This window comes from Kocuria sp. UBA1838 (assembly GCF_002338785.1).
Classification (GTDB): domain Bacteria; phylum Actinomycetota; class Actinomycetes; order Actinomycetales; family Micrococcaceae; genus Kocuria; species Kocuria marina.
In genome coordinates this window covers 64,021-86,749 of record NZ_DDIY01000016.1, presented here as the reverse complement: position 1 = coordinate 86,749, position 22,729 = coordinate 64,021, and the positions used below count along the sequence as shown (strand labels likewise).

At 66.7% G+C, this 22,729-nt stretch carries 17 protein-coding genes, 3 pseudogenes and 1 riboswitch; of the genes and pseudogenes, 4 read left to right on the top strand and 16 right to left on the bottom strand.

Translation table 11 applies throughout. From position 1 onward, the window contains the following. Positions 1 to 620: 620 nt before the first annotated feature. Positions 621 to 1,055, bottom strand: a complete 435-nt coding sequence (locus B3I25_RS08525) for a relaxase/mobilization nuclease domain-containing protein (protein ID WP_286738630.1) — start codon at positions 1,053 to 1,055, stop codon at positions 621 to 623. Between the two features lie 135 nt (positions 1,056 to 1,190). On the opposite strand from B3I25_RS08525, the gene B3I25_RS08520 reads away from it, so the two are divergent. Then, positions 1,191 to 1,784, top strand: coding sequence for a recombinase family protein (locus tag B3I25_RS08520; RefSeq protein WP_286738629.1), 594 nt, complete (start codon positions 1,191 to 1,193; stop codon positions 1,782 to 1,784). Positions 1,785 to 2,090: 306 nt separating this feature from the next. Here the strand turns inward: B3I25_RS08520 and B3I25_RS08515 are convergent, their stop codons facing one another. From B3I25_RS08515 to B3I25_RS08480, 8 genes and pseudogenes are all read right to left on the bottom strand, one after another. Beyond that, positions 2,091 to 2,402, bottom strand: coding sequence for a putative quinol monooxygenase (locus B3I25_RS08515; protein WP_286738628.1), 312 nt, complete (start codon positions 2,400 to 2,402; stop codon positions 2,091 to 2,093). A gap of 428 nt (positions 2,403 to 2,830) precedes the next feature. Next, positions 2,831 to 3,952: a transaldolase gene (tal, locus tag B3I25_RS08510; protein WP_286738627.1), complete on the bottom strand. Its 1,122-nt coding sequence runs from the start codon at positions 3,950 to 3,952 to the stop codon at positions 2,831 to 2,833. Between the two features lie 263 nt (positions 3,953 to 4,215). Beyond that, a pseudogene (gene tkt, locus B3I25_RS08505) lies at positions 4,216 to 6,337 on the bottom strand (transketolase). An 81-nt stretch (positions 6,338 to 6,418) separates the two neighbouring features. Then, positions 6,419 to 7,168, bottom strand: coding sequence for a GolD/DthD family dehydrogenase (locus B3I25_RS08500; RefSeq protein ID WP_286738626.1), 750 nt, complete (start codon positions 7,166 to 7,168; stop codon positions 6,419 to 6,421). 2 nt (positions 7,169 to 7,170) lie between these two features. Then, complete coding sequence (locus tag B3I25_RS08495) at positions 7,171 to 7,638, bottom strand: ribose-5-phosphate isomerase (RefSeq protein WP_286738625.1); 468 nt, start codon at positions 7,636 to 7,638, stop codon at positions 7,171 to 7,173. Positions 7,639 to 7,663: 25 nt separating this feature from the next. Beyond that, a complete protein-coding gene (locus B3I25_RS08490; protein WP_286738623.1) occupies positions 7,664 to 9,391 on the bottom strand; it encodes a dihydroxyacetone kinase family protein in 1,728 nt (575 codons plus the stop codon). Beyond that, entirely contained in the window at positions 9,388 to 10,725 is a 1,338-nt protein-coding gene (locus B3I25_RS08485) for an MFS transporter (RefSeq protein WP_286738622.1), read from the bottom strand. The genes B3I25_RS08490 and B3I25_RS08485 overlap by 4 nt, the downstream gene beginning before the upstream one ends. 74 nt (positions 10,726 to 10,799) lie before the next feature. Further along, positions 10,800 to 11,918 carry a zinc-binding dehydrogenase gene (locus B3I25_RS08480; RefSeq protein WP_286738620.1) on the bottom strand — a complete coding sequence of 373 codons (1,119 nt, stop codon included), beginning with the start codon at positions 11,916 to 11,918 and terminating at the stop codon, positions 10,800 to 10,802. A 194-nt stretch (positions 11,919 to 12,112) separates the two neighbouring features. Between B3I25_RS08480 and B3I25_RS08475 the strand changes: the two genes are divergently transcribed. Then, positions 12,113 to 13,081: a sugar-binding transcriptional regulator gene (locus B3I25_RS08475; RefSeq protein WP_286738618.1), complete on the top strand. Its 969-nt coding sequence runs from the start codon at positions 12,113 to 12,115 to the stop codon at positions 13,079 to 13,081. 22 nt (positions 13,082 to 13,103) lie between these two features. On the opposite strand, the gene B3I25_RS08470 is transcribed toward B3I25_RS08475, so the two are convergent. The 7 genes and pseudogenes from B3I25_RS08470 to B3I25_RS08440 all read right to left on the bottom strand — a co-directional run bounded on the left by B3I25_RS08470 (position 13,104) and on the right by B3I25_RS08440 (position 20,318). Continuing rightward, positions 13,104 to 14,606 (bottom strand): FGGY-family carbohydrate kinase, encoded by a 1,503-nt coding sequence (locus B3I25_RS08470; RefSeq protein WP_286738616.1) that lies wholly within the window; start codon positions 14,604 to 14,606, stop codon positions 13,104 to 13,106. A 140-nt stretch (positions 14,607 to 14,746) separates the two neighbouring features. After that, positions 14,747 to 15,715 (bottom strand): annotated as a pseudogene (locus B3I25_RS08465) (IS3 family transposase); the annotation flags it as partial. Between the two features lie 14 nt (positions 15,716 to 15,729). Beyond that, positions 15,730 to 16,029: a hypothetical protein gene (locus B3I25_RS12380; RefSeq protein ID WP_349676537.1), complete on the bottom strand. Its 300-nt coding sequence runs from the start codon at positions 16,027 to 16,029 to the stop codon at positions 15,730 to 15,732. A gap of 49 nt (positions 16,030 to 16,078) precedes the next feature. Continuing rightward, positions 16,079 to 16,285: pseudogene (locus tag B3I25_RS08455) on the bottom strand (HAMP domain-containing protein); the annotation flags it as partial. 293 nt (positions 16,286 to 16,578) lie between these two features. Beyond that, positions 16,579 to 17,301 carry a response regulator transcription factor gene (locus tag B3I25_RS08450; protein WP_098055258.1) on the bottom strand — a complete coding sequence of 241 codons (723 nt, stop codon included), beginning with the start codon at positions 17,299 to 17,301 and terminating at the stop codon, positions 16,579 to 16,581. Between the two features lie 1,162 nt (positions 17,302 to 18,463). After that, entirely contained in the window at positions 18,464 to 19,390 is a 927-nt protein-coding gene (locus B3I25_RS08445; protein ID WP_286738613.1) for an NlpC/P60 family protein, read from the bottom strand. A gap of 274 nt (positions 19,391 to 19,664) precedes the next feature. Further along, on the bottom strand, positions 19,665 to 20,318 hold the full coding sequence (locus B3I25_RS08440) for a C40 family peptidase (protein WP_035959043.1): 654 nt from the start codon (positions 20,316 to 20,318) through the stop codon (positions 19,665 to 19,667). 6 nt (positions 20,319 to 20,324) lie between these two features. Beyond that, a riboswitch (cyclic di-AMP (ydaO/yuaA leader) is annotated at positions 20,325 to 20,516 on the bottom strand. A gap of 597 nt (positions 20,517 to 21,113) precedes the next feature. Between B3I25_RS08440 and B3I25_RS08435 the strand changes: the two genes are divergently transcribed. Continuing rightward, positions 21,114 to 21,524, top strand: a complete 411-nt coding sequence (locus B3I25_RS08435) for a four-helix bundle copper-binding protein (RefSeq protein ID WP_062737214.1) — start codon at positions 21,114 to 21,116, stop codon at positions 21,522 to 21,524. Positions 21,525 to 21,938: 414 nt separating this feature from the next. Continuing rightward, positions 21,939 to 22,646 (top strand): DUF305 domain-containing protein, encoded by a 708-nt coding sequence (locus tag B3I25_RS08430; RefSeq protein WP_035959050.1) that lies wholly within the window; start codon positions 21,939 to 21,941, stop codon positions 22,644 to 22,646. The last annotated feature ends 83 nt before the right edge of the window (positions 22,647 to 22,729 follow it).

Sequence of the window (22,729 nt, the reverse complement as noted above, 5' to 3'; positions counted from 1 at the left end):
TTTGCCAGGGCCTCACTACCGCCAGGACGCGCCCCAAGCTGAGGGCGCCTTTTCGTTCTCTCCTATGGCCGGTCAGGAAAACAGCTGGCCGTGAACACGGTGCCAGGGGTTCCACAGCACCCTCCGTTGACGGCGCGTCGAGCTGGAGGAAGCGGGGGCCACCATCACCTCCGCCGAGTGGCAGATGCCCATGACCGCACTCATCGCTGTAGGCCTCATCCACGGCGAAGGTTTCCATACCGCCCCCCCAGACCAGTCCCTTGGCATCTTCCGCTCAAACCCCTGAGGCATCGGAGAGCACCGGTCGGCTGCTCGAGCGCGTCCGTGAGTTGGAAGCTGAGGTCCAGGAATGGCGTCGGCGCGCCGAAGTTGCTGAAGCGCGAGCCGAAGAACGCCGGCGAGCTCTCGACGCCCTGCAAATCGCCAACGAAACCGAGCGCATGGCGCTGCGCATGCTCACCGGGCAGAGCACCCACACCCCACAGACCCCTACAGCCCCAGAACCTGCTCACCACGCCCCGATGGTGGAGCCGGAAACACCCCCCGAATCCGCCACACCCGCCACCCCTCAAGAGCCGCGCCGCGGGTTCTTCTCCCGTCTTTTCTCGGCCTAAGCCCGGCTACAGGCCCCGCCCGCGGTCCTCTCGGCCGGGGCCGGGGTGACGAAGGTGCTGCACCTGCTCCACCAGATGAGCCGGGGCTACCCGCTGTTGCTGCTGGGGCGCCGGGGGTTGCTTCCGAGGTGCTGGGGTGTCCAGCTCCACGACCTTGCGGATCTGCTCGCACTCCGCGCGGCGGGCCGCTACCACCTGAGCCTGCTGCTCCTGTTGCTGACGCACCGCGAGCACCGAACGTTTACCCCGGCCCGCCTCACGGCGCCGCGGCGCGGTCTGCAACCCGTGCTCCAACTCCAGGCGGGTGCACGCGCTCTGGGCCGCACTGTGGTCGTTGCGCCCGTGCCACACCGTCCCCTCGTCACTGACCCGGCACACCACCACATGCACGTGGTCATCGGCGTGGCGGACCATCACCCACGGGTGCTCCGCGAAACCCATGGGATGCGAGACGTCTCATCCAACTTTTTTGCGGCCGCAAGTTTCCGGGGCCGCGCGTGTCTCGCAGCTATGTGCTTTATCTCGGTGCCTAGAATCGAGTACTAGGGATTGGTTGCGAGACACATAGGGGTTGACGTGGGGAAGTTGATTGGGTATGCACGCGTGTCGACGCGGCAGCAGGACGCGGACCGTCAAGTGTCTGACCTACTGGACGCGGGCGTTCGACGCGATGATCTTTATGTCGACCATGGAGTGTCCGGAGCCCGTGCATCCCGCCCCCAGTTCGACAAGGCGGTGGAGTCGCTCGAGGACGGCGACACGTTAGTCATCACCACGCTGGACCGGTTGGGTCGGTCGACGCAGAACATGCTGGCCTTCGCCGATGCACTGCGGAGCAGGGGAGCTGGCTTGCGGGTGATGAACCTGGGTGGGGGAGACGTGGACACCCACACCCCGATGGGTTCGATGGTCTTCACTGTCATGGCCGCTTTGGCCCAGATGGAGCTGGAGATCAAACGGGAACGGGTCACTGACTCGGTGGCCAAGCGCAGGGCCGCCGGTAAGGATCTCGGCGGGCGCCGGCCCACGTTTACCGACTCTCAGATCCGAGCCGCGGTCCGGTTGATCGATGCGGGGGAGCCGGCCACCCAGGTCGCGCGTGACCTCGGGATGTCCAGGGCCACCCTGTACCGGAGGATCCGGGAGCTGCCGCAAACTACGACCGTGTGATTTCGGCGTGTCCTATGGATATCACGTTGCGTAAGGCGTATTTGAGCGGGCTTTTCACCGGGCGGGCCAAACGGGCATGGCAACCCCGATTGGTTGTCGCCGGCTAGTAGGGGCGCATCCTGGCTCGCTGGAGGTCCCTGAAACGGGCGTGCTTCGCATGGTTTTGATGCACGATCGGCTCCATCTAACTGAGCCTGATGGCGAAACTCCCTCAGGACGTTGGCCAGGTCGTTGCAATAATTAACGATCGGCTCAGTGATCTGTCCTACGCGCAGACGCTCTGTGAGCCTCCGGCCACGAGTGCTCTCAGAGCGCGCCCTGACCAGCCGTGCCGGCAGGCAGCGGGGTCATGGTGGTGACGACGACGGGGTTCGCGATCAGTCCGTCGATGAGGGTGTTCAGGCGTCCGACCGCAGGCCCTTCGGCGTGCGCCGCGAGGTCGCTGTCGGAGGCCCACTTCTCGATCATCACGATCGACCCGTCCTCGGCGTCGTGAATCGCGTAGAGCAAGCATCCTGATTCCTCGTGCACAGCGGGAATGGCCTCCTGCAAGGCCTCGACGAGCCGGTCCCGGGAACCGGCGGCGGGGGTGAACACAGCAGTGACGACAACGGTCATGAGGCTGTCCTTCCAGAAGGTGATGGAGCGGGCCGAACGGGGTGGAGCGACCAAGGTAGCTGATCAGAACAGGAAGGCCCTGATCATCACGCACTTACTGCTGACCGTGGGCAGGTCATTTCGACTCTGAAGGATCGAAAAGACGGATCCTGCATTCGTCTACGAGCAACATCTTCCGTTCCCCCGTTGAGAGATCGCGGATCCACACCACGTGGAACTGTGGTGCTACATCTTCGACAATCCCGTTATACGGCGGATCACCCTGTAGGCAGACTTCGACTCGATCACCACGACGTAGTCGGACTAAGTGATGAGCAGGTGCATCTGCAGCATTCATGGCGCCGTGCCATCTCTTTCGTCCGGGGAGGGGATGGGCCCAGGACACTTGCCGCGCAAAGCCGGATCCTGCAGTCCTGGAGGATAGGAGATCAGCGGGCGTTGTCCAAGGCGGCGCGGACGGTGTCGAGCAGCTCCGCCCAGGAGTCCTCGAACTTGGTCAGGCCCTCGACTTCGAGCTTCTCCACAGCTTCCTGGTAGGAGACGCCAAGTTTGACTAGCCGGTCCAACACCGCCACCGAGTCGGTGTAGGTCCCGGTGATGGTGTCGCCGGTGACCTCCGCGTGGTCGGCGGTCGCCTCGAGGGTCTTCTCCGGCATGGTGTTGACGGTGTTCGCCGCCACCAGCCCGGTCACGTAGAGGGTGTCCGGCAGGGACGGGTCCTTCACCCCGGTGGAGGCCCACAGCGGCCGCTGCGGCTTGGCCCCGGCCGCGGCCAGGCGCTTCCACCGCTCGGTGGCCAGGGAGTCCTCGAAGACCTGGTAGGCCAGCCGGGCGTTGGCCAGCCCCGCCTTGCCCTTGAGCTCCTTCGCCTCGTCGGTGCCGAGGCCGTCGAGGCGCTTGTCGATCTCGGCGTCGACGCGGGAGACGAAGAAGGAGGCCACGGAGTGGATGCCCGCCAGCTCCTTGCCGTTCTCCAGCGCCTGCTCCAGGCCCAGCAGGTAGGCGTTGATGACCGCGCGGTAGCGCTCGAGGGAGAAGATCAGCGTCACGTTGACGGAGATCCCCTCGGCGATGGTCGCGGTGATGGAGGGCAGGCCGGCCTCGGTGGCCGGTATCTTGATCAGCGCGTTGTTCCGGCCGATGATCTGGGACAGGCGCTGGGCCATGGCGGCGGTCGCGTCCGCGTCCTGGGCCAGGCGCGGGTCCACCTCGATGGACACCCGCCCGTCCACGCCCTGGGTCGCCTCGGCGATCGGGGCGAACAGGTCGCAGGCCTCGCGCACGTCGTCGGTGGTGATGGCCAGCACGGCCTCGTCGACGTCGGTGCCGGCGGCGGCCAGCTCCTTGACCTGGGCCTCGTAGGCGTCGTGGGCGGCCAGGGCGGCGGCGAAGATCGTCGGGTTCGTGGTCACGCCCACGACGTCCTTCTCGTCGATGAGCTGCTGCAGGTTCCCGCTGGCGAGGCGTTCGCGGGAGAGGTCGTCCAGCCAGATCGAGACGCCGGCGTCGGAGAGCTGCCTGGTGGGGGTGGTGGTCGCAGAAATAGTCATGGTAATCCTCACTTCGGGTCGTTGAGCGGAGTGCAGTACCGCAAAACAGTCGGGAAAGATCTCCGCAAGAGGAGGCAGGCGCTGCAGTGAGCCTGTCTTGGTTGTCCGCGGCGCTGGATTGATGATCGGGCTGGTCCCCGCCCCGCAAGGGGATCCCGTTCTTGGATGGATAACTGCGGAAGGTCTACGGCACCTGTGGTCAGCCGCCGGCGGGTGGAACGGGGCGGACGAGAACGGATCCAGCCCGCCCCGGGGCTGGAAAATCAGCGGTTGGCGGCGGTGATGGAGTCCTGGGCGGCGGTGGCGACGGCCTCGGCGGTGATGCCGAACTCGCGGTAGAGGGTCTCGTAGTCGGCGGACTCCCCGAAGTGCTCCAGGGACACGGCCCGCCCGGACTCGCCGAGCAGGTCGTGCCAGGACATGGCGATCCCGGCCTCCACCGTGACCCGGGCCTTGACGGCGGCGGGGATCACGGACTCGCGGTAGTCGGCGTCCTGGGCGTCGAACCACTCCCGGCAGGGCATGGAGACGACCCGGGCGGCGATGCCCTGGTCCGCCAGCAGCGCCCGCGCCTCGACGGCCAGGGACACCTCGGAGCCGGTGCCGATGAGCACCACGTCGGGGGTGGACTCGGTGTCGGCCAGCACGTAGCCGCCGCGGGCCACGCCCTCGGCGGAGGCGAACTTCTCGGTCTCGGCCTCGGGGTGGAGGTCGGTGCGGGCGAAGGTCGGCACGTTCTGGCGGGTCAGGGCGATCCCGGCCGGGCGCTCGTGGCCCTCCAGGATCGTGCGCCAGGCGACGGCGGTCTCGTTGGCGTCGGCCGGGCGGACCACGTCCAGGCCCGGGATCGCCCGCAGCGAGGACAGCTGCTCCACCGGCTGGTGGGTGGGCCCGTCCTCCCCGAGGCCGATCGATGGAGTCGTGGGTCCACACGTAGATCGAGGGGACCTTCATCAGCGCGCCCAGGCGCACGGCCGGGCGCTGGTAGTCGGAGAAGATCAGGAACGTCCCGGAGAACGCCCGGGTCTGGGAGGACATGGTGATGCCGTTGACGATCGCCGCCGCGGCGTGCTCGCGGATGCCGAAGTGCAGCACCCGCCCGTAGGGGTTGCCGGTCCACTTGTTCGTGGAGCGGGCCTCGGGGATGAAGGAGGCCGCCGACTCGATGGTGGTGTTGTTCGACCCGGCCAGGTCCGCCGAGCCGCCCCACAGCTCCGGGAACGTGTCGGCGATCGCGTTGAGCACCTTCCCCGACGCCGAGCGGGTCGCCACGGCCTTGCCCGCCTCGAAGACCGGGAAGGCCTCGGCGTAGTCCTCCGGGAGCTCCTCGGCCCGGATCCGGTCGTAGAGGCGCGCCCGCTCCGGGTTGGCCTCCCGCCACGCGGCGAACTTCTGCTCCCACTCCTGGCGGTAGGCGCCCATCCGGTCCTGGATGGACCGGGTGTGGGCCAGGACCTCGTCCTCGACGACGAAGGACTGCTCCGGGTCGAAGCCGAGAATCCTCTTGGTCGCGGCGACCTCCTCGGCCCCGAGCTTGGAGCCGTGGATGCCGCCGGTGTTCTTCTTGTTCGGGGCCGGCCAGCCGATGATCGTGCGCAGCGCGATCATCGAGGGCTTGGAGGTCTCGGCCTTGGCCGCGCGGATCGCCGCGTAGAGCTCCTCCACGTCCTCCACGTAGTCCCCGGACTTCGTCCAGTCCACCCGGGCCACGTCCCAGCCGTAGGCCTCGTAGCGGCCGAGCACGTCCTCGGTGAACGCCACGTCGGTGTCGTCCTCGATCGAGATGTGGTTCTGGTCGTAGATCACCACCAGGTTGCCCAGCTCCTGGACCCCGGCCAGCGAGGACGCCTCGGAGGTGATGCCCTCCTGCAGGTCCCCGTCGGAGGCGATGACGTAGACGGTGTGGTCGAAGACGGACTCCCCGGCCGGGGCGTCGGGGTCGAACAGGCCCCGGGTGTAGCGCTGGGCGTAGGCGAAGCCCACGGCCGACGCCAGGCCCTGACCGAGCGGACCGGTGGTGATCTCCACCCCGGTGGTGTGCCGGTACTCCGGGTGCCCCGGGGTCTTCGCCCCCCAGGTCCGCAGGGACTTGATGTCCTCCAGCTCCATCCCGTAGCCCGCCAGGAACAGCTGCAGGTACAGCGTCAGGGAGGTGTGCCCGGGGGAGAGGATGAACCGGTCCCGGCCCGTCCACCGGTCGTCCGTGGGGTCGTGGCGCATCACCTTCTGGAACAAAAGGTAGGCCGCCGGGGCCAGCGACATCGCCGTGCCCGGGTGGCCGTTGCCCACCTTCTCCACCGCGTCCGCGGCCAGCACCCGCACCGTGTCCACGGCACGCTGGTCCTGCTCGGTCCAAGTCAGCTTCACATCGAGATCGGTCACGATAGGTTTCTCCTTGTGCTCTGGTGATTCACGTGCACGGAATCTTGTTCCGGGAAGACCATCGCGGGGTGGACGCCGCCGCGGTCAGATCACGGAGTATCCGCCGTCGATGACGACGTTTTCCCCGGTGATCATTCCAGCGGACTCACCCGCCAGGTACCCGATGAGGGAGGCCACCTCCCTGGGCTGGGCGAACCGACCAGTGGGGATGCGTTCGCGCATCCGATCGCCTACCTCGCCAGCCCAGGCCTTCCGCCCCAGTTCCGTTTCGACGACGGTGGGCGAGACGGCGTTGACGGTCACCCCATGGGCGGCCCATTCGGCAGCCAGCACCTTGGTCATGCCCACCACAGCAGCTTTGCTGGCGCAGTAGGCGACATGCCGGTCCAGGGCCACCACGCTGGCCTGTGACGCAAGGTTGACGATGCGGCCGTAGCTCTGCTCGATCATCACCTTTCCCGCCGCTTGAGCCATGAGAAATGATGCGGTCAAATTGAGATCCAGCGTGCTCCGCCACGCATCTTCTGAGAGGTCCAGTGCTGTGTCGAGCAGGGCAATCCCTGCCGAGTTCACGAGGATGTCGAGGCGGCCGGCGGTCGCCACCGCCTTGTCTGTCACATGACCTGCCGCTCCGGGTGCGCACAGGTCATGCACGATGGCGTGGTGTCCCTCTCCGGGTAGCGTGTCGAGGACTTCGGGCAGACGTTCGCTGCGGTCCACGCCCACGATCGTGCCGCCGTGCTCGGCGAACCACTCTGCGGTGGCCAGGCCGATGCCCTGGGCGGCGCCGGTGACGAGGACAATCCGGTCTGTGAATTCTTGCGACATCGGCATGGTCAGCAGTTTTCGTAGTCGGTGATGGCATCGACCTTGGCCGCCGAGGCGCTGGCGGGGTCGAAGGCGTAGCCGATCCACTCCTTGGCCAGCCGGCGGGCCAGCTCCAGGCCGATCACGCGCTGGCCCATGCACAACACTTGGGCGTTGTTCGACAGCACTGAGCGCTCCACCGAGTAGGAGTCGTGGGCGGTCACCGCCCGGATGCCGGAGACCTTGTTCGCCGAGATCGCCACGCCCAGGCCCGTGCCGCAGATCAGCAGGGCCCGGTCGGCCTCACCGGAGGCGACCTTGCGGGCGGCCTCCACGGCTACGTGCGGATAGGCGGTGTTTTCGGTGTGTGAGACTCCGACGTCCACCACGCTCTCGACGCGGTCGTCGGCCTCTAGGTCCTGGCGCAGGGCCTCCTTGTAGTCGAACCCGGCGTCGTCGCCACCGATCACGATCCGCAACTTCTTGTCCTCGCTCATTCCTTCATCCTTTCTTCTGCTGCTTCTACTGTTCCGACGTCGGTGAGAATTCCAGGGTCCGGCCGATCGCGACCAGGATCAGCGCCATGGAGGTGGCGCCGGCATCCGGGGTGCCCAGGCTTTTCTCGGCCAGGGGGCGGGCGCGTCCTACTTTGGGCGCGAGCTCGGAGGTCGCCGCTGCCTGTCGCGCGGCGATCTCGGCGGCCGCACGCCAGGCATCCGGTGCGGCTGTGCCCCGCTGCAGGGAGGAACTTAGATCGGTGGTGAACGGCACCAGGGCGTCCAGCAAGGTTTTGTCCCCCACCGAGGCCCCTCCGAGCTCTTCGATGGCGCGTGTGAAGCTACTGATCGCCTGCTCCAGGTCTTCCGGTCCGAAGCGCTCCGTATCATCGGACAGGGCGCGGCCGGCGGCCTCCAATGCGGCTCCCCACAGCACCCCGGAGGTTCCGCCGGCGCGGGCGGCCCAAGCACGGCCGGCCGCACGAAGCATCCACCCGGCTCCGGCTGCGTCTGCCAGTCCTTCGGCTGTCTGTAGCGCGGCCGAAGCACCCTTGACCATGCCACGACCATGGTCTCCGTCACCGGCCACGGCATCGATGGCGCCTAGCTCGTTCTCATGTTCCTGGAGCGTGGCGCACGCCGTGCGGGCGCCCGCAAGCACCGTCTCGGCGAGTTCCCTCGCAGCCTCGCTGGCCTCGGGCACCCGCTCCGGGTCCACGGAGTCCGCGACGAAGTCCTGGGGCGACGTGTCGAGCGTTCGGAGTGGTTCGCGTTGCTTGCGATAGGCGGGGGTGTAGGCGTCAGCCGACCAGTACGTCTCGAGCTCCTCGGTGAGCCACAGGATGGTCAGGGAGCATCCGCCCATGTCCAGGCTGGTGACCAGTTCACCGACCTCGGGGTCGACGATCTCGAAGCCGCGCTCCCGCAACGTCGGTGCGATGACACCCCACAGGAGGAACAACTCCTCGTACTTGGTGGTGCCCAGTCCGTTGAGGATGACGCCGATGCGGTTCCCCGCGGTGTCAGGAGCCTGCTCCAGGACTGCCGAGACCAGGACCTGGGCGAGTTCGGACGCCGTGGGCAACGGCTCGTCGCGGATGCCCGGCTCACCGTGGATGCCCAAACCCAACCCCAAGTGGCCGGCCGGCACCGTGAACAGCGGCTCACGGGCCCCGGGCATAGTGCACCCGCTGAAGGCCACGCCCAATGTCCGGGTGGAAGCGTTTGCGGCGCGGCCGACCCGTTCGACGTCGTTGATGTCCAGACCGGCCGCCGCTGCCGCGCCCATGGTCTTGAAGACGGTGAAGTCCCCGGCGATGCCCCGGCGCTTGTCCTCCTCCGGTGCTGAGGCGATGTCGTCGGTGACCACCACGATCCGGGTGTCGATCCCTTCCTCGTTCAGCTGCCGGGCGGCGATGCCGAAGTTCATGTTGTCCCCGGCGTAGTTGCCGAAGGTGAGGATCACGCCTCGTCCCTGGTCGGCGGCCTTGGCCACCGAGTACACCTGGGCGGCAGACGGGGAGGTGAAGATGTTCCCCACCACCGCGCCGGAGGCGAAGCCGGGACCGACCAGGCCGGCGAAGGCCGGATAGTGGCCGGAACCTCCGCCGACGACCACCGCGACCTGCGGCCCGCCCGACCGGAGAGCGACTACCCCGCCCGGAACCTGCCGCAGACGATCGGCGTACAGGTCGATGAAGCCGGCGAGCTGGTCGTCGCTGAACTCGCTGGGGTCGTTGAAGATCTTGGTCATGGTGTGCTCTTTTCTGCTGCGTGCGGCGCAGGTTCAGGGGCGCGGTGGCTGTGGTCCTGCGACACGGCCAGGAAGCGCATGAGGAAGAAGGCCAGCCCGTAGAGGGCGACGAATGCCCAGACCACACCGACGTTGCCGGCCAGGGGCAGCATGATGGCGACCACGGCGCTGCCCAGGAACGCGGCGCCACCGGCGGCGGTGGTGTACATCGCCATGGCGGCGCCCTTGTGGTCGGGGGTCAGCGCGGGCATGATCGCCCCCATCGGGACGAAGCCGGCCAGCAGGATCCCGAAGGTCACCCCGGCCAGGACGGAGAGCCAGTACCCCCAAGTGGAACCAGGCTCCACGAGGTGGGGAACGTACCACCAGGCCAGCAGCCCCAGTGCGGAGCCGGCAACCCCGAACCAGCGGACGGTGCGCTGCCAACCCCAGGCATCGCCGATCGCGCCGAAGACGGCGTTGAAGGCGATGTTGGAGGCGTAGACGATCACGGTCATCATCAGCCACTGGCCCTGGCTCCAGCCGAGGTCGGTGACCATCACGCCGGGCAGGATGATGAACATCCCGTACTGCGGCGCGGTGTTGATCAGGCGGACCACGAAGCCCACTGCGACGCGCGGTTCCTTCACCATCACCCGCAGGCCGCTGAAAAGCACCGCCGAGGCCGACTCGCCCTCCGGGGCCAGTCGCATCCGGCCGCGCGGCTCCTTGACACCGAAGAAGCCGATCAAGAATCCGGTGAGAACAAGGGCCATGGAGATCCACATCGCGGCGGTCTCGCCCAGGTAACCGCCGCCGAAAGCGGGAATGGCGATCAGCGCCACGAGCGAGCCCAGGGTGGGCAGCCCGCCGGTGAACATCACGTAGAACCACCCGACCGCGGTGCCGTTGCGGCGGTAGGGGACCACGGAGTTGATCCACACCAGGAAGGAGAAAGCGAAGAGCGGATAACCGAAACCGCGGAAGAAGTAGGTGGCCATGATGGCCAGCGGCGATCCGGTGGCGATGGCGAGGATGAACAGCACCTCGAAGACGACCCAGACCAGGAAGCCCAGCAACATCACCCGGCGGGGACCCCACAAATCTGCCAGTGCCCCGGAGAGATAGGAACCGATCGTGACGGCCACGCCGTACATGGTGATGATGGTGGGCACCAGGTACGCCTCGGAGCCGAGGGCCTCGGACAGGTGCGGGGCGATGAAGTTGGACTCCACGCCGTTGCCGGTCATGAAGATCAGGACGGCAAGGAAGCCCCACTTGATGGAATCGGGGATCCCCAGTCGGTCGAAACGGGTCTCGGGAAGGTCCTGCACGCTCGTGGTGAGCTTGTTCATGGTGTTCTCCAAGTCAGGGCTCCGACGCCCGGCAGCATAGGCGCAGGGAGTCGGAGCCAGAAGGCCGAGCTTGGTCAGTTGGGGAGAATGGAAACCTTGACGGAATCGCCGGAGGAGTCGCCCACCGTGTCGAGGGCCTCCTGGAAACGCTCGAGCGGGAACTGGTGGGTGCAGATCTCGTCCATCGGCAGAATCCCGGACTCCAGCATCTTGATGGCCGCCGGCCAGCAGTGCGGACCCAGGTGAGCACCAAGCACGTCGAGTTCCTTGTCGTCGCTGATGATCGACCAATCGACCGTCACATCCGAGCCGAACACGGAGTACTCCACGTAGGTGCCCAGCTTGCGCAGCAGGTTCAGGCCCTGACTCACGGCCGCGGGGTGGCCGGTGCCCTCAATGTAGACATCGGCGCCGTAGCCGTCGGTCAGCTCCTTGACCTTGGCGACGGCGTCCTCGCGGGCGATGTTGATGGTCACGTCCGCGCCGCACTTGCGGGCCAGCTCGAGCTTCTGGTCGGACATGTCCAAGGCGATCACCGTCAGCGGGTTCTTGGCCTTGGCTCCGGCCACCATGCCCAGGCCGATCGGCCCGCACCCGGCGATGACCACGACGTCGTTGAAGGTGATGTTCGCCCGCTCCACCGCATGCAGCGAACACGACAGCGGCTCGGCGAAGGCTGCGTGGGCCGGGGGAAGATCATGGGAGACCTGGTGCACGCGGGCGTTGATGGGCACGAGCATGTACTCAGCCATGGCCCCGTTGTAATTGCGGAAGCCGAACATGTCGTGTGGACCGCACATCCAGTACTGGCCCCGGAGGCAGTAGCGGCACTCCCCACAAGGCACGATCTGCTCGCAGGCGATCCGGTCGCCTACCGCGACACCGTGGTGGCTCAGGGCGGAGTCCTCGGCCTCGACGATCGTCCCGACCAGCTCGTGGCCCGGGGTGACTTCCTTCTGCGCCCAGGCAGGACGGTTTTCGTCCCCCCAGAACTTGGCGGCCCCGTGGTAGCACTTCAAGTCGCTGGCGCACACCCCCACAGCCTCCACCCGGATCAGCATCTGGTCCGCACCGAGGGCTGGGACAGGAAGCGTCTCCAGCGAGTAATCCTCCGGCCCGTGGCACACCACAGCACTCATCGTCTCCGGAAGGTCAGCAGTCGAAGTCTTGGGAAAACCAGCAGTCGTCGTCATGACGGGCTCCTCGTCGAGTTGTGATCTGGCTTACGATCCCCACCGTACCGCTCCTTGAACAGTTGTCAAGCACAAATGTTCACGATGCAATCCTGTTCGCAGTCTGCCGGATTTACGAGCTTTCTACGCTGTTCGTGATCTTGTCCCGGTGCTACGCTGATGAACAGATGTTCACAAAGGAAAGGCATGGTGCCGTGCCCCCCGCGTTCGAAGCCGCCGGAACCGTTCCCCTGGCCTCACCGGCGTACGAGGCAGCCAAGGCCTATTACGAGCACAACCAGACCCAGGCGGAGATCGCCGCGCGCATGGGGGTGTCCCGGGCCACGGTGAGCCGTCTGCTGACGGAAGCCCGCGAGTCGGGCATCGTGCGCATCCAGGTCATCAATCCGCACCAGCAGGGGACAGACGAGCTGGCGGTGCGGACCGCCGAAGTGCTGGGGATCTCCCGCGTGTACCTGGCCGCCGGCAACCAGTCACAGCATCTGGGTCCCGGCCTCAGCGACCAGGTACGCCTGGCCCTCACCGACATGCACCTGGTCCCCGGGGACATCCTGCTGGTTTCCTCAGGCCGCACCGTGTACGAAATCAGCCAGAGAGATTTCCCCCCGTTGCACGGTGTCGTCGTCGCACCCAGCGTCGGCGGCCAAGCCGAACCGGAGGCGTGGTATCAGACCAATGAGATCACCCGAGCCCTGGCGCAGAACACGCAGGCACAGCCCATGTTCCTCTTCGCAGAAGCCATGCCGTCACCGGTCATGCACGAGGCCCTGCACCATGATCCGGGATTCCAACGGATCGAACGTTTGTGGGAGAACGCCACAGGAGCATTTGTAGGCATCGGAGCGCCGACGGCGACGCGTCGATCCATCTCACCGGCCGTTCCCGTGGACAGCGAGGTACTCAAGCATGCGGTCGGAGACGTCTGCCTGAACTTCTTCGATGCTTCCGGGCAACTCCTCGAGTTCCCGGGACACGAGCGCCTGATCCATACCTCAGTGGACGTGTTGCGCCGGATCAACCATTGCGTCGGAATCGCAGTAGGAGGCCACAAGGCACTGAGCATTCTTGCGGCAGCCCGACTCGGTGCGTTCAACCACCTGGTCACGGACGAATACACCGCCGAGGCTATTCTCGCCACCGTGGACCAGTCGCCCTCGGCGTAATCGGCCGCCCGGCGAAGGAGGATCACCCCAAAGGCTGAGCAGGGACCTCGCTCATCTGCTGCACCGCCGCCAGCTCATGCATGGCCCCCCGGGTGGTCGGATACAACCCGTCATATACTTCGAACAGCCGTCCGTAGACCTCCGCAGCGGCGGGATCCGGATGAATAGTCTCGGTGGTCACGGCCCAGTCCGTGGAGGGGTCCACTGCACCGGTCCCGATGGCAGCCATCAGCGCACCCCCATAGCTGGCGCCGATCCTCTGCTGCGGCACAACCTGATCCCGACCGGTGACGTCACTGACGATCTGCAGCCACAACCGGGATTGCGTTCCTCCGCCGACAGCCACGAGCCGGCTCGGTTCTTCCGCTGTGGCACCCATGAAGGCCAGGATCTGACGTACACCGAAGGCGATGCCCTCATAACCGGCACGAAAAAGATGACCGCGGGTGTGGCTGAGCGTGAGCCCCATGATGGTGCCTCGCGCATCCCCATCAAAGATGGGGGAACGCTCCCCGGCGAAGTACGGCAAGACGAGCAGTCCGTTCGATCCTGCAGGCGTCGAGGCAGCCTCTTCCAACAACTGGTCAAAAGAGGGATTGCCGAAGAGCCGACGCATCCAGGTGGTGAGACTGCCGGAGGTCGACATCCCCGCGGCAATGCACAACGATCCTTCGTCAACACCGGTCGTGGTCCACAACTTCTCATGAGCCTGATATGCATGCAGATTCTGAACGAAGAAGAACGTGGAACCGTACATAAGCATCGTGTCCCCGGGACGACGGACGCCTGCACTGAACGCCTCAGCCCACGCATCAACCGTTCCTGCACACACCGGCGTGCCCACAGGAATGCCCGTAAGATCGCTGGCCAGCCCGTGCACCCGCCCCACAACTTCTGCTGGCCACGCCAGACGAGGCATCACAAGGTGCTCGGCCACCGCCTCGTACCGATCCGCAGACCACGACATGGTCTGCATGTCGTACAAGGGATCGCACTGACTGGCCGAGTGATGATCCTGAACGTACTCTCCCGTCAGTTGCGCCGCGATGAACGAGTTCAACCCAAACCAGTGCGTCGCCCGGTCGAAAACCTCAGGCTCGTGCTCACGCAACCAGCGCAGTTTGGGGCCCACAGACTGGGACGAAAGCATCTTCCCGCCCACCCGGTACAGCTCCTCGGAGCCGAACTCCTCGTTGAGGGCCTCAATCTCGCGGTGAGCCCTCGTGTCGATCCCGTAGAGGATCGCCGGTCGCAGTGGCCGGAAGTCAGCGTCCGTGACCACCAGACACGGTCCCATGCCACTGACGCAAACCCCTTCTACAGCAGCCGCATCGTTTCGGGACAAAAGCGAGCGGCTGAGTTGGCACACCTCAGCCCACCACACAGCCTCCGCGTCGAACTCTGCCCAGCCCGGGCGAGGCATTGCCATCTCATGGGATATGGATTCCCTGTCCAGAAGCTCCCCCGCCGCGTCGACCAGCACGGCCTTGCTGCTGCCAGTGCCAATATCAATCCCCAGGAACATGGGCAACCTTTCAGCTGTGAGCCGTGGTAGCGCTCTCACAGTCTCATTTGTAGGCGACCTGCCTCACTGTAGCCTCGGAAACCATGCGGGATTGCTCACTTTCCCATCCAATATGAACCGTCACGGCTTCTCTGCCGTCTTCACACGGGCTGCGTCTCCGGCTGGGGCGCAGTGGTCTGATCGTAGTGGGCGGCCTCGAACTCGGCAGGTGGGACGTTGCCGAGGCTGGAGTGCAGCCGGCGGTTGTTGTACCAGTCCACCCAGGCCAGCGTGGCGTACTCGACGTCGCTGATGGTCTTCAGTGGTGCCTTCACGAACGGGCCCGGGCGGATGCACTCGGTCTTGTACAGGCCGATGATCGACTCCATGAGGCAGTTGTCGTAGGCGTCCCCGACCGAACCGATCGACGGGGCCATGCCTTCCAGTGCCAGGTGCTCGGTGAAGCGCAGCGCCGTGTACTGGGACCCGGCGTCGTGGTGATGGATCAGCCCGTCCGGCAGCACCAGCCCCTGACGGGTGCGGTCCCACCGGCCCATCCGCAGACAGGTCAGCACCAGATCCGTGGTGCGGGTGGTGGCCGCGTTCCAGGACACGATCCGCTGGGCGAACACGTCCACGATGAAGGCGACGTAGACGAACCCGGCCCACGTGCGCACGTACGTGAAGTCCGCGACCCACACGGTGTTGGGCGCGTCAGCGGTGAAGTTGCGGTTGAGCAGGTCACCGGCTCTGGCCCCGTCGGCGGACGGGACCGTGGTGCGCACCCGCTTGCCGCGCACGACCCCGGCCAGCCCGAGCGCGCGCATCAGACGGTCTACCGTGCAGTGGGCCACCCTCAGCCCGGACCGGCGCAGGTACGCGGTCATTTTCCGCCGCCCGTAGAGCCCTTCCGGGGTGCCCACGGTGGTCAGCAGAGCATCCATGACCGTCGCGTCGGTGACCGTGCGCACGGCAGGCTGCCGGCCCGGTTGCTTCCAGGACCGGTAGGTCCTCGCGGCGATCGGCACGCCCTGTTCCCGCAGGGCCGCGCAGACCGACTCGACCGCGTAGCCTTCGGCCCTCATCTGGTCGATGAACCCGGCGATCAACGATTGCGGGGGTCGAGCTCCCCGATGCTCCTATGTCAAGCAGCAACCTCGAAAACTGGTTCCGGACCAGGGCGATTCCTGAGGTCGATTGGTGACTCCTTGGCTTTCTCATCGGCGCGCAGAGCGGCAAAGACTCGGTCCGAGATCCTCCGTCGTAGCAGTCGCATCGCTTCGGTGTGGGTCTTGCCGCGGGCCAATTGCTTGGCCACGTAGTCCGCTCCTTCGTAGCCCAGCCTCTGCTGAGTCACGGCAGCCATATGCAGGGCGGTGTTGATCGTACGATTGCCGCCACGGTTGAGACGGAACCGCTCGTGGTTGCCGGACCATACCGGGATCGGGGCGGTGCCGTTGAACCGGGCGAAGGTGTCCTTTGAGGCTGGCCAGAGGGGTGCGCATCTCGTGCGCCAGATCGGCCAGCATTTGCCGGCGGGTGGTGTCCACAGCGTCGAGCTTGGCGGCCATGTCGTTGAAGGACCCGGCCAGGGAGTCGAACTCCGGGCCCAGCTTGGTGGAGGTGACACGCACGTCGTAGTTGCCCACGGCCACCTCCCCGGCGGCGGTGCTGAAGGAGGCCAGGGACCGCCCGATCATGCGGTAGAGGTAGAAGGTGAGCATCCCGGCGATGTAGAGCGCCGGGAGTCCTCCGATGGTCAGGGCGGTGAGACTCACCGAGCGGAAGGCGTCCTCCAGGTGCACCAGCCCGAGGGCCTCATCAGCGTGCCCGGACTCGACGAGCTCGTGGTAGAACATGCGCGGCCCGATCAGCACCGCGGTGATCACCACGATGATCAGCCCGATGGCCAGCACCGCGGTCTGGGCCAACATCAGCCGCACCGTCAACGGGCTCCAGGGCCAGCGCCGGGCGCGGGAAGAGACGGCGGTGCTCATCGTCCGGTGCCCATTCGGTAGCCGATCCCACGAATCGTGTGGATGAACCGTGGGCTGGCGGCCTCGTCGCCGAGCTTCTTGCGAATCCGACCGATGTGCACATCCACCAGGTGCTCGTCCCCGGTCCAGTGCGTGTCCCAAACCATCTCCACCAGCTGCCGACGGGAGAGCACCAGCTGCGGGCGGGCAGCCAGACACAGGAGCAGGTCGAACTCGATCCGCGTCAACGCCACCGGTTCCCCGGCCAGATGCACCTGACGGGAGTCCTCGTCCACCACCAGCTCCCCGATCACCAGGGCTTGCTGAGCTGACCGGGAGCCAGCAGCGGATGCGGCGCCTCCCGTGCGGGCCCGACGCAACATGGCTTGGACCCGGGCCACGAGCTCACGCGGGCTGAACGGCTTGGTCACGTAGTCGTCAGCGCCCACGGACAGACCCACGATCTTGTCCACCTCGTCATCGCGGGCCGTGAGCATCAGCACGTAACAGTCCGAGAATACCCGCACCTGGCGGCACACCTCGATGCCATCGATCCCCGGCAACCCCAGATCCAGCACCAGCACGTCCGGGGTGAAATCGCGCACCGCTGCTACGGCTTCGGTGCCGTCGTGACGCACGGCGACCTCCAACCCGGCCTTGCGCAGATACTCCGCCACGAGCTGCGCCAGGTCGGTCTCGTCATCGACCACCAGGATCCGGCCGGTCGGGGGCGTGGGCATGGGGGCTCCTTGATCAGTGGGTGGGGCCGTGCGTGCGGCTCCGGGCGTGAGGTGGTCCGGCCGGTGCAGTATGGCCGACGTGCCGGTGACGAGACGTCTCGCCCGGCCCTGGTGCCGGTGACGTCATGGATCCGGCGCCTCGGGCTTCTCAGCCCGCGGGCCGGAAGCACCCCGGCCTCGTTCACGCGGACACAGCGGGAGACCAGGAGTAGGGGCAGGGTGATGCCGGGAGGTCGTGGTGGGCTGGCCGGGAAGGAGTGCCCTGAGATCCAGCGAACGCTGCGCGTGGGCAGACACCCATAGATCCACTAGCTCTGCTCCGGCCACCCACGGCAGTACATCGGTCGCCAGAGCGGACAGCGCCGCGACATGGGACGTAGCGCTGGTACCTGCCTCCATGTGCATGGTGAGACAAACGCCTCCTGGGCCGTCGCGTCCGACACCGTCGTGGACCGCGAGGGCCGGCACCAGGGACGGGGTCACGGAACCTTCCACATGGACGGAGGTTCTCAGTGCCGCTGCCACCGTCCAGGTGCACATATCGCTCCTTCCGCCACACATCGGTCAGGACGAGGGCATCCGGCCGTGGTCCCACCGGTCAGAGCCGGGCAGGAGCAAAAGCCTGGCCATGGAACGGCGCCACAGCCTGCCCCGCGGCCATCGACCGCAAATCTGCGTTGGTGGGCGCGGTGGACCTGTCCTGAAGCCCAGTCTGCGGCAGAGCCGGAAGGATATGAGTTATTCATGCACGATGCCCGGGAAAACGGCGTCCAACGGCGGGGCGGCATCTCGCAACGTCGCCACGCCAACGGTTCCCGGTGCATCCCGCCCCGGATCCCGGCCCGCCCCCCTTCAACGAGGGGCCGACTTCTCCAGGGTCATCGGAGCTGAGGGCGTTGGCCGCTGGAGGGTGGTCAGGGACTGTGCCGGGTCTTGTCATCCGAAGAACACCGCAGCCTTCCCAGCTCTACATCGAATGGGGTCATCGTCGACATCAAGGCGGTTGAGCGCAGACAACTCCAGTGGGATGCACCCGGGATGCCGGCACGACAACGGCCGGCTGCCTTGATACCTAAAAGTGCCCCCAGGCGTGGATCCCGGGGGCGCGGAACCTGTCTGGCCGGCCAGGAACCGCGCACCCGGAATCGGTGTTTGCGTGCGGTCAGCGCACGCGGATGTAGACCGGGCCGGTGCCCACGTTGACGCTGTCGACGACGGTGCTGCCACCGTTCCAGCCGCCGTGGACGGCCTTGCCGCCGCCGATGTAGACGCCGATGTGGGCTGTGCCCATGCCGCCATCGGCGTAGTAGACGAGATCGCCGGGCTGGGCCTGGCCGGCGGAGACCCGGGTGCCGAGCGTGAAGTAATCAGCCGGCCACCCGCGGAAGTTGATCCCGGCCGCCCGCAGGGCGTTGCTCACCGCTGCGGTGCAGTCTTGACCGGTGCCTAGTTGTCCCATGGCAGCGGAGGCGATGGTCGCGCTCTTGCCGGAGGGCGAGCTCAGCGAGGTGACCGTGCGCTCAGCGGACGGAGCGGCCGGCGTAGCTGGCTTTGGGGCAGAAGCGACGGCGGTCCTCGGGCCAGCCTGCGCGGCTGGTTCCCGGGCGGGAACCGCCACCGGGGCAGGCTCGGTGACAGGCTCCGGGACCGTCTGGACGACTGGTTCTTGAATAGCTGCTTCTTGGACAACTGGCTTCGCGGCGAGTGTGTTGGCCGGTGCGTTGGCCGAAACGGGCGTGGCGGCCGGCGCCGGAACGGCCCCACCGGGTGCCACAACGGCCGGAACATCGAGCTTCTGCTCGGTCTTCTTATGCTCGGCCTTCTTCTGCTCGGTCTTCTGGTCGGTCTGCTTCTCGGCTGTGGTCACGTGGGCGACCGGCTCCAGGGACGGGGTGGGCGCTGCGGTGGGGGTGGCGGCAGCGACGGCCGACAGCGGAGCCTCAGCGGAGGCATCCGGGGCCGGGGTGGCCTGCACCGAGACGGTGGTGGCCAGGGCCAGCCCGGAGAAGGCGGCGACGGCGGCCACGGTGCGGGCCTTGCCGGTGAGGAGGGAGGTGATGCCGTTGGGGAAGGTCAGGTCACGAGTCATGAGGAGTTGTGCAGGCTTTCTGGCGGGCCGGGCGGATCTGCCGGAACGGTGCGGTGACAGCACGGAGCACCCCGCTCGGGGGCGCAAGATGTCGCGGGGTCCGGCAGAGCGGGCCCCGGATCAGGAGCACCGCGCACGGCGGAGAAGTGGAGGAACGGTGTGGTGTCTGCAGGGGAGGAAAAACTCACTCGCGAGGCAGGAATTCCCTGGATCAGCAGCTGCAACAACCGGGGCCCTCCGCAGCGACTCAGGCCGTTGCGGAGGGCGCACCGGGTCAGCGGTAGGTGTAGTACCCGTCCACCGGCATGGCGTTGACGGAGTGGACGAAGGTGCCCTGGGCGGGGTTCAGGGCGGAGATCATTTTGCCCCCGCCGATGTAGATGCCGATGTGGGCCCCGCCGTTCTGGGAGACGAGGTCTCCGGGCTGCGGGTTGGTCGTGGGGGTGGCCGCGGCGATCTGCTGGAAGCTGGTGCGGGGGATCTCGATGCCGTTCTGGGCGTAGGCCCACTTCGTGAATCCGGAGCAGTCCCAGGCGCCGAAGGCGGTCCCGCCCCAGACGTAGCCGGTGCCGGCGCCCTGCATCGCGGTGCCCACAATCCCGGACGCGCCGGTGATCTCGGTGATCTCCGTCGACTGGGTGGACACCGTCGCGGTCGAAGCGCTCTGCTCAGGAGCCGCCGAGGCCTGGGGGGAGACGGCCTGGGGGGCAACGACGGCCCGGGGGGCTGTCGAAGAGTAGGCCGCCAGAGCGGACGCGGGGGCCGAGTAGGCAGTGGCGGTGTCCGTCGGGACCTCGGCGTAGGCCTGAGCCGGGGCGATGGAGCCGATCACTGCCGCACCTGCGGCAGCCGCGACCGTGGTGGTACGCACCAGGGGCGAGGTGGTCTCGGCGCGGTGGCGGGCAGTACGGCGCTTAAAAATGGTCATGGGGTGTGTTCCTCCCTTTGCCTACGAGGTGAGCTGTCGGATGCGGGTGGGAGACACCCGGCCGCCCCGGACGCATGCGTTCCGGGTGACTTAACCCCTAGGTCCCGGACCCCAGGACCGAAAATGGTTCCCCCGCTTCTGCCAAGCGATTTCTCTTCAGGAACCCCGAGCACCGGCAGAATTCGGCGATGTGCACGAGGGCGCCGACCGGATCAATCAGCGGCACGCAGTGGACAGTAGCCCACTCATAACGAAAGTGTCACGTTTAGATCACGGCCCGGATTCTTTCTTCGGCCGGGTCTGAAAGCTTGGGCTGCCGACTCTGAAAAGGCCCGGCCCAGAAGCCGTGGGTTCGTCGCTCCTGTGGCTCCGCATCACGACTGGCGTCGCATCCAATGCCGTTTGACTAGGGGAAATGGCGTCAGTGCACGGCCCTGCATGGACACCACCCCCCAGGGCGAGGGGGTTTGGGGTCGTGGGCGGCCTTCAGTATCACGAGGGGTGGCACGGAGAAGACTTTGAGGATTCCTTGAGCTTTCCTTCAGATTGAGAAGTTTCGGGGATGCCGTTCTGGGCCGCGCAGCGCGATTTCTTCATGAAAACTCCATAATTGCCCGGATCCCCGGCGGAGAAGGCCGCCCGAGGGAGTAGCGCTGTGCGCCACTGTGGCCTGGATCTTCATCAAATCTTCAAGAATTTGGGGCGCGCCACACGGAAAAGGCAGTTTACTGTCGATGGTATGGCGGGCTGGCTCCGGCCGGTTCGTCTCCTGTTGAACCGACGAAGGAGCAAGCCATGACCCATCACGTGAGCGCGATGCTGGAGACCTACCCGAAGGACCTCGGTGGGGTGGACAAGGAGAAGCTGGCCGCCTGTATCGAGGCGTGTTTCGAGTGCGCCCAGACCTGCACCGCCTGCGCGGATGCCTGCCTGTCCGAGGACATGGTCGCCGAGCTGACCAAGTGCATCCGCACCAACCTCGACTGCGCGGACCTGTGCGAGGCCACCGGGCGAGTGCTCTCGCGGCACACCGGCTACGACGCGAACATCACCTTGGATGCGATCAAGGCCTGCCAGATGGCCTGCAAGGCGTGCGCCGATGAGTGCGAGCAGCACGCGTCCATGCACGAGCACTGCCGGATCTGTGCCGAGGCCTGCCGGCGGTGCGAGGCCGCCTGCGCCGAACTGGTCGCCTCCCTGGGCTGAGTCTCGCCTCCCACAGACCCATCACCCGGGCGGCGGGGGCGGTGAGGACACCCGTGGCCACCGGGATCGGCGTCACGGGCCGGATCTCCTCTGCGGAGGGGGCCACCGCCATGACGCACCCGCCGCCTGGGTGATGGCCCCCTACCGGGGGTTCCGTGGAGAGCGGCTTCCGCGGGAACTTGGCCTTTTCTACAGGCTCAGACGCTGACCGGCAGATACCCGTGACGGGTCTCCGTCGGTGAAAGAGGATCCTGATGGGCTGATCGGGCCCGCCCGGAGGCGGGTTTTCTCTTCCCCCGCTCCCTGTTCAGTACAGCTCTACCCGCGCGGCTTGGGCGCACGTCGGGCACGGGCGGATTGCCGAGGCCGGCACATCGGGGTCGAGCTTCTTCATCGTGGAAAAGAGACATCATCATGCGTTCCACCCAGTTCCTTGGCCGCCGCACTACGGCCGCCGCCTCCACCGTTGTTCTTGCGACCGCCCTGCTGGGCGGGGCCACCGCTCCGGCCCTGGCCCACGGGCCGGGGAGTACCCCGGTCGCGTCCCCCGCCCAGGACCCGTCCACGGTGGAGATGCTCCAGCCGGATCCGACCTCCCCGACCGCCTACGACTTCGGTGAGACCCTGGCCGGGCTGGAGGGCGAGCAGCTGGAAATCACCTTCCTGGCCGAAATCATTCCGCATCACCAGGCCGCGATCGAGATGTCCGAACTGGAGCTCGAGCGCGGGGTCAGCCCGGACATCCGCACGCACGCGGAGAACATCATCGCCAACCAGCAGCACCAGATCGAGCAGTTCACCCGGTGGTTGGAGGAGTGGTACGGGCTGACTCCCGAGGAGGCCATGGCCCAAGCCCCCGAGGAAGCCCAGGAAGAGATGAAGGTCCTGGAGGAGGAAACCCAGACGATGATCGAGGAACTCTCGGCCGTGGAGGCCGGTGAGGACTTCGATGTCGCCTTCGTGCAGAAGATGATTCCGCACCACCAGGCCGGGATCATCGAGCTCCTGGAGCCGCAGTCCCGGGCCCCGCACGCCCAGCTGCGGGTGGCAGCCGCCGCGGGGATCACCACCCAGCAGGCCCAGGTCGCCGATTTCCGCACCTGGCTCGCCGGCCGCGGCTAAGAACCGGGCCAGCACCGAGGCGCTGGCCTCACGGAGGACTGAGCTCATGGCCCACCGGTTGCCACCGGCCACGGGCGGGGGCC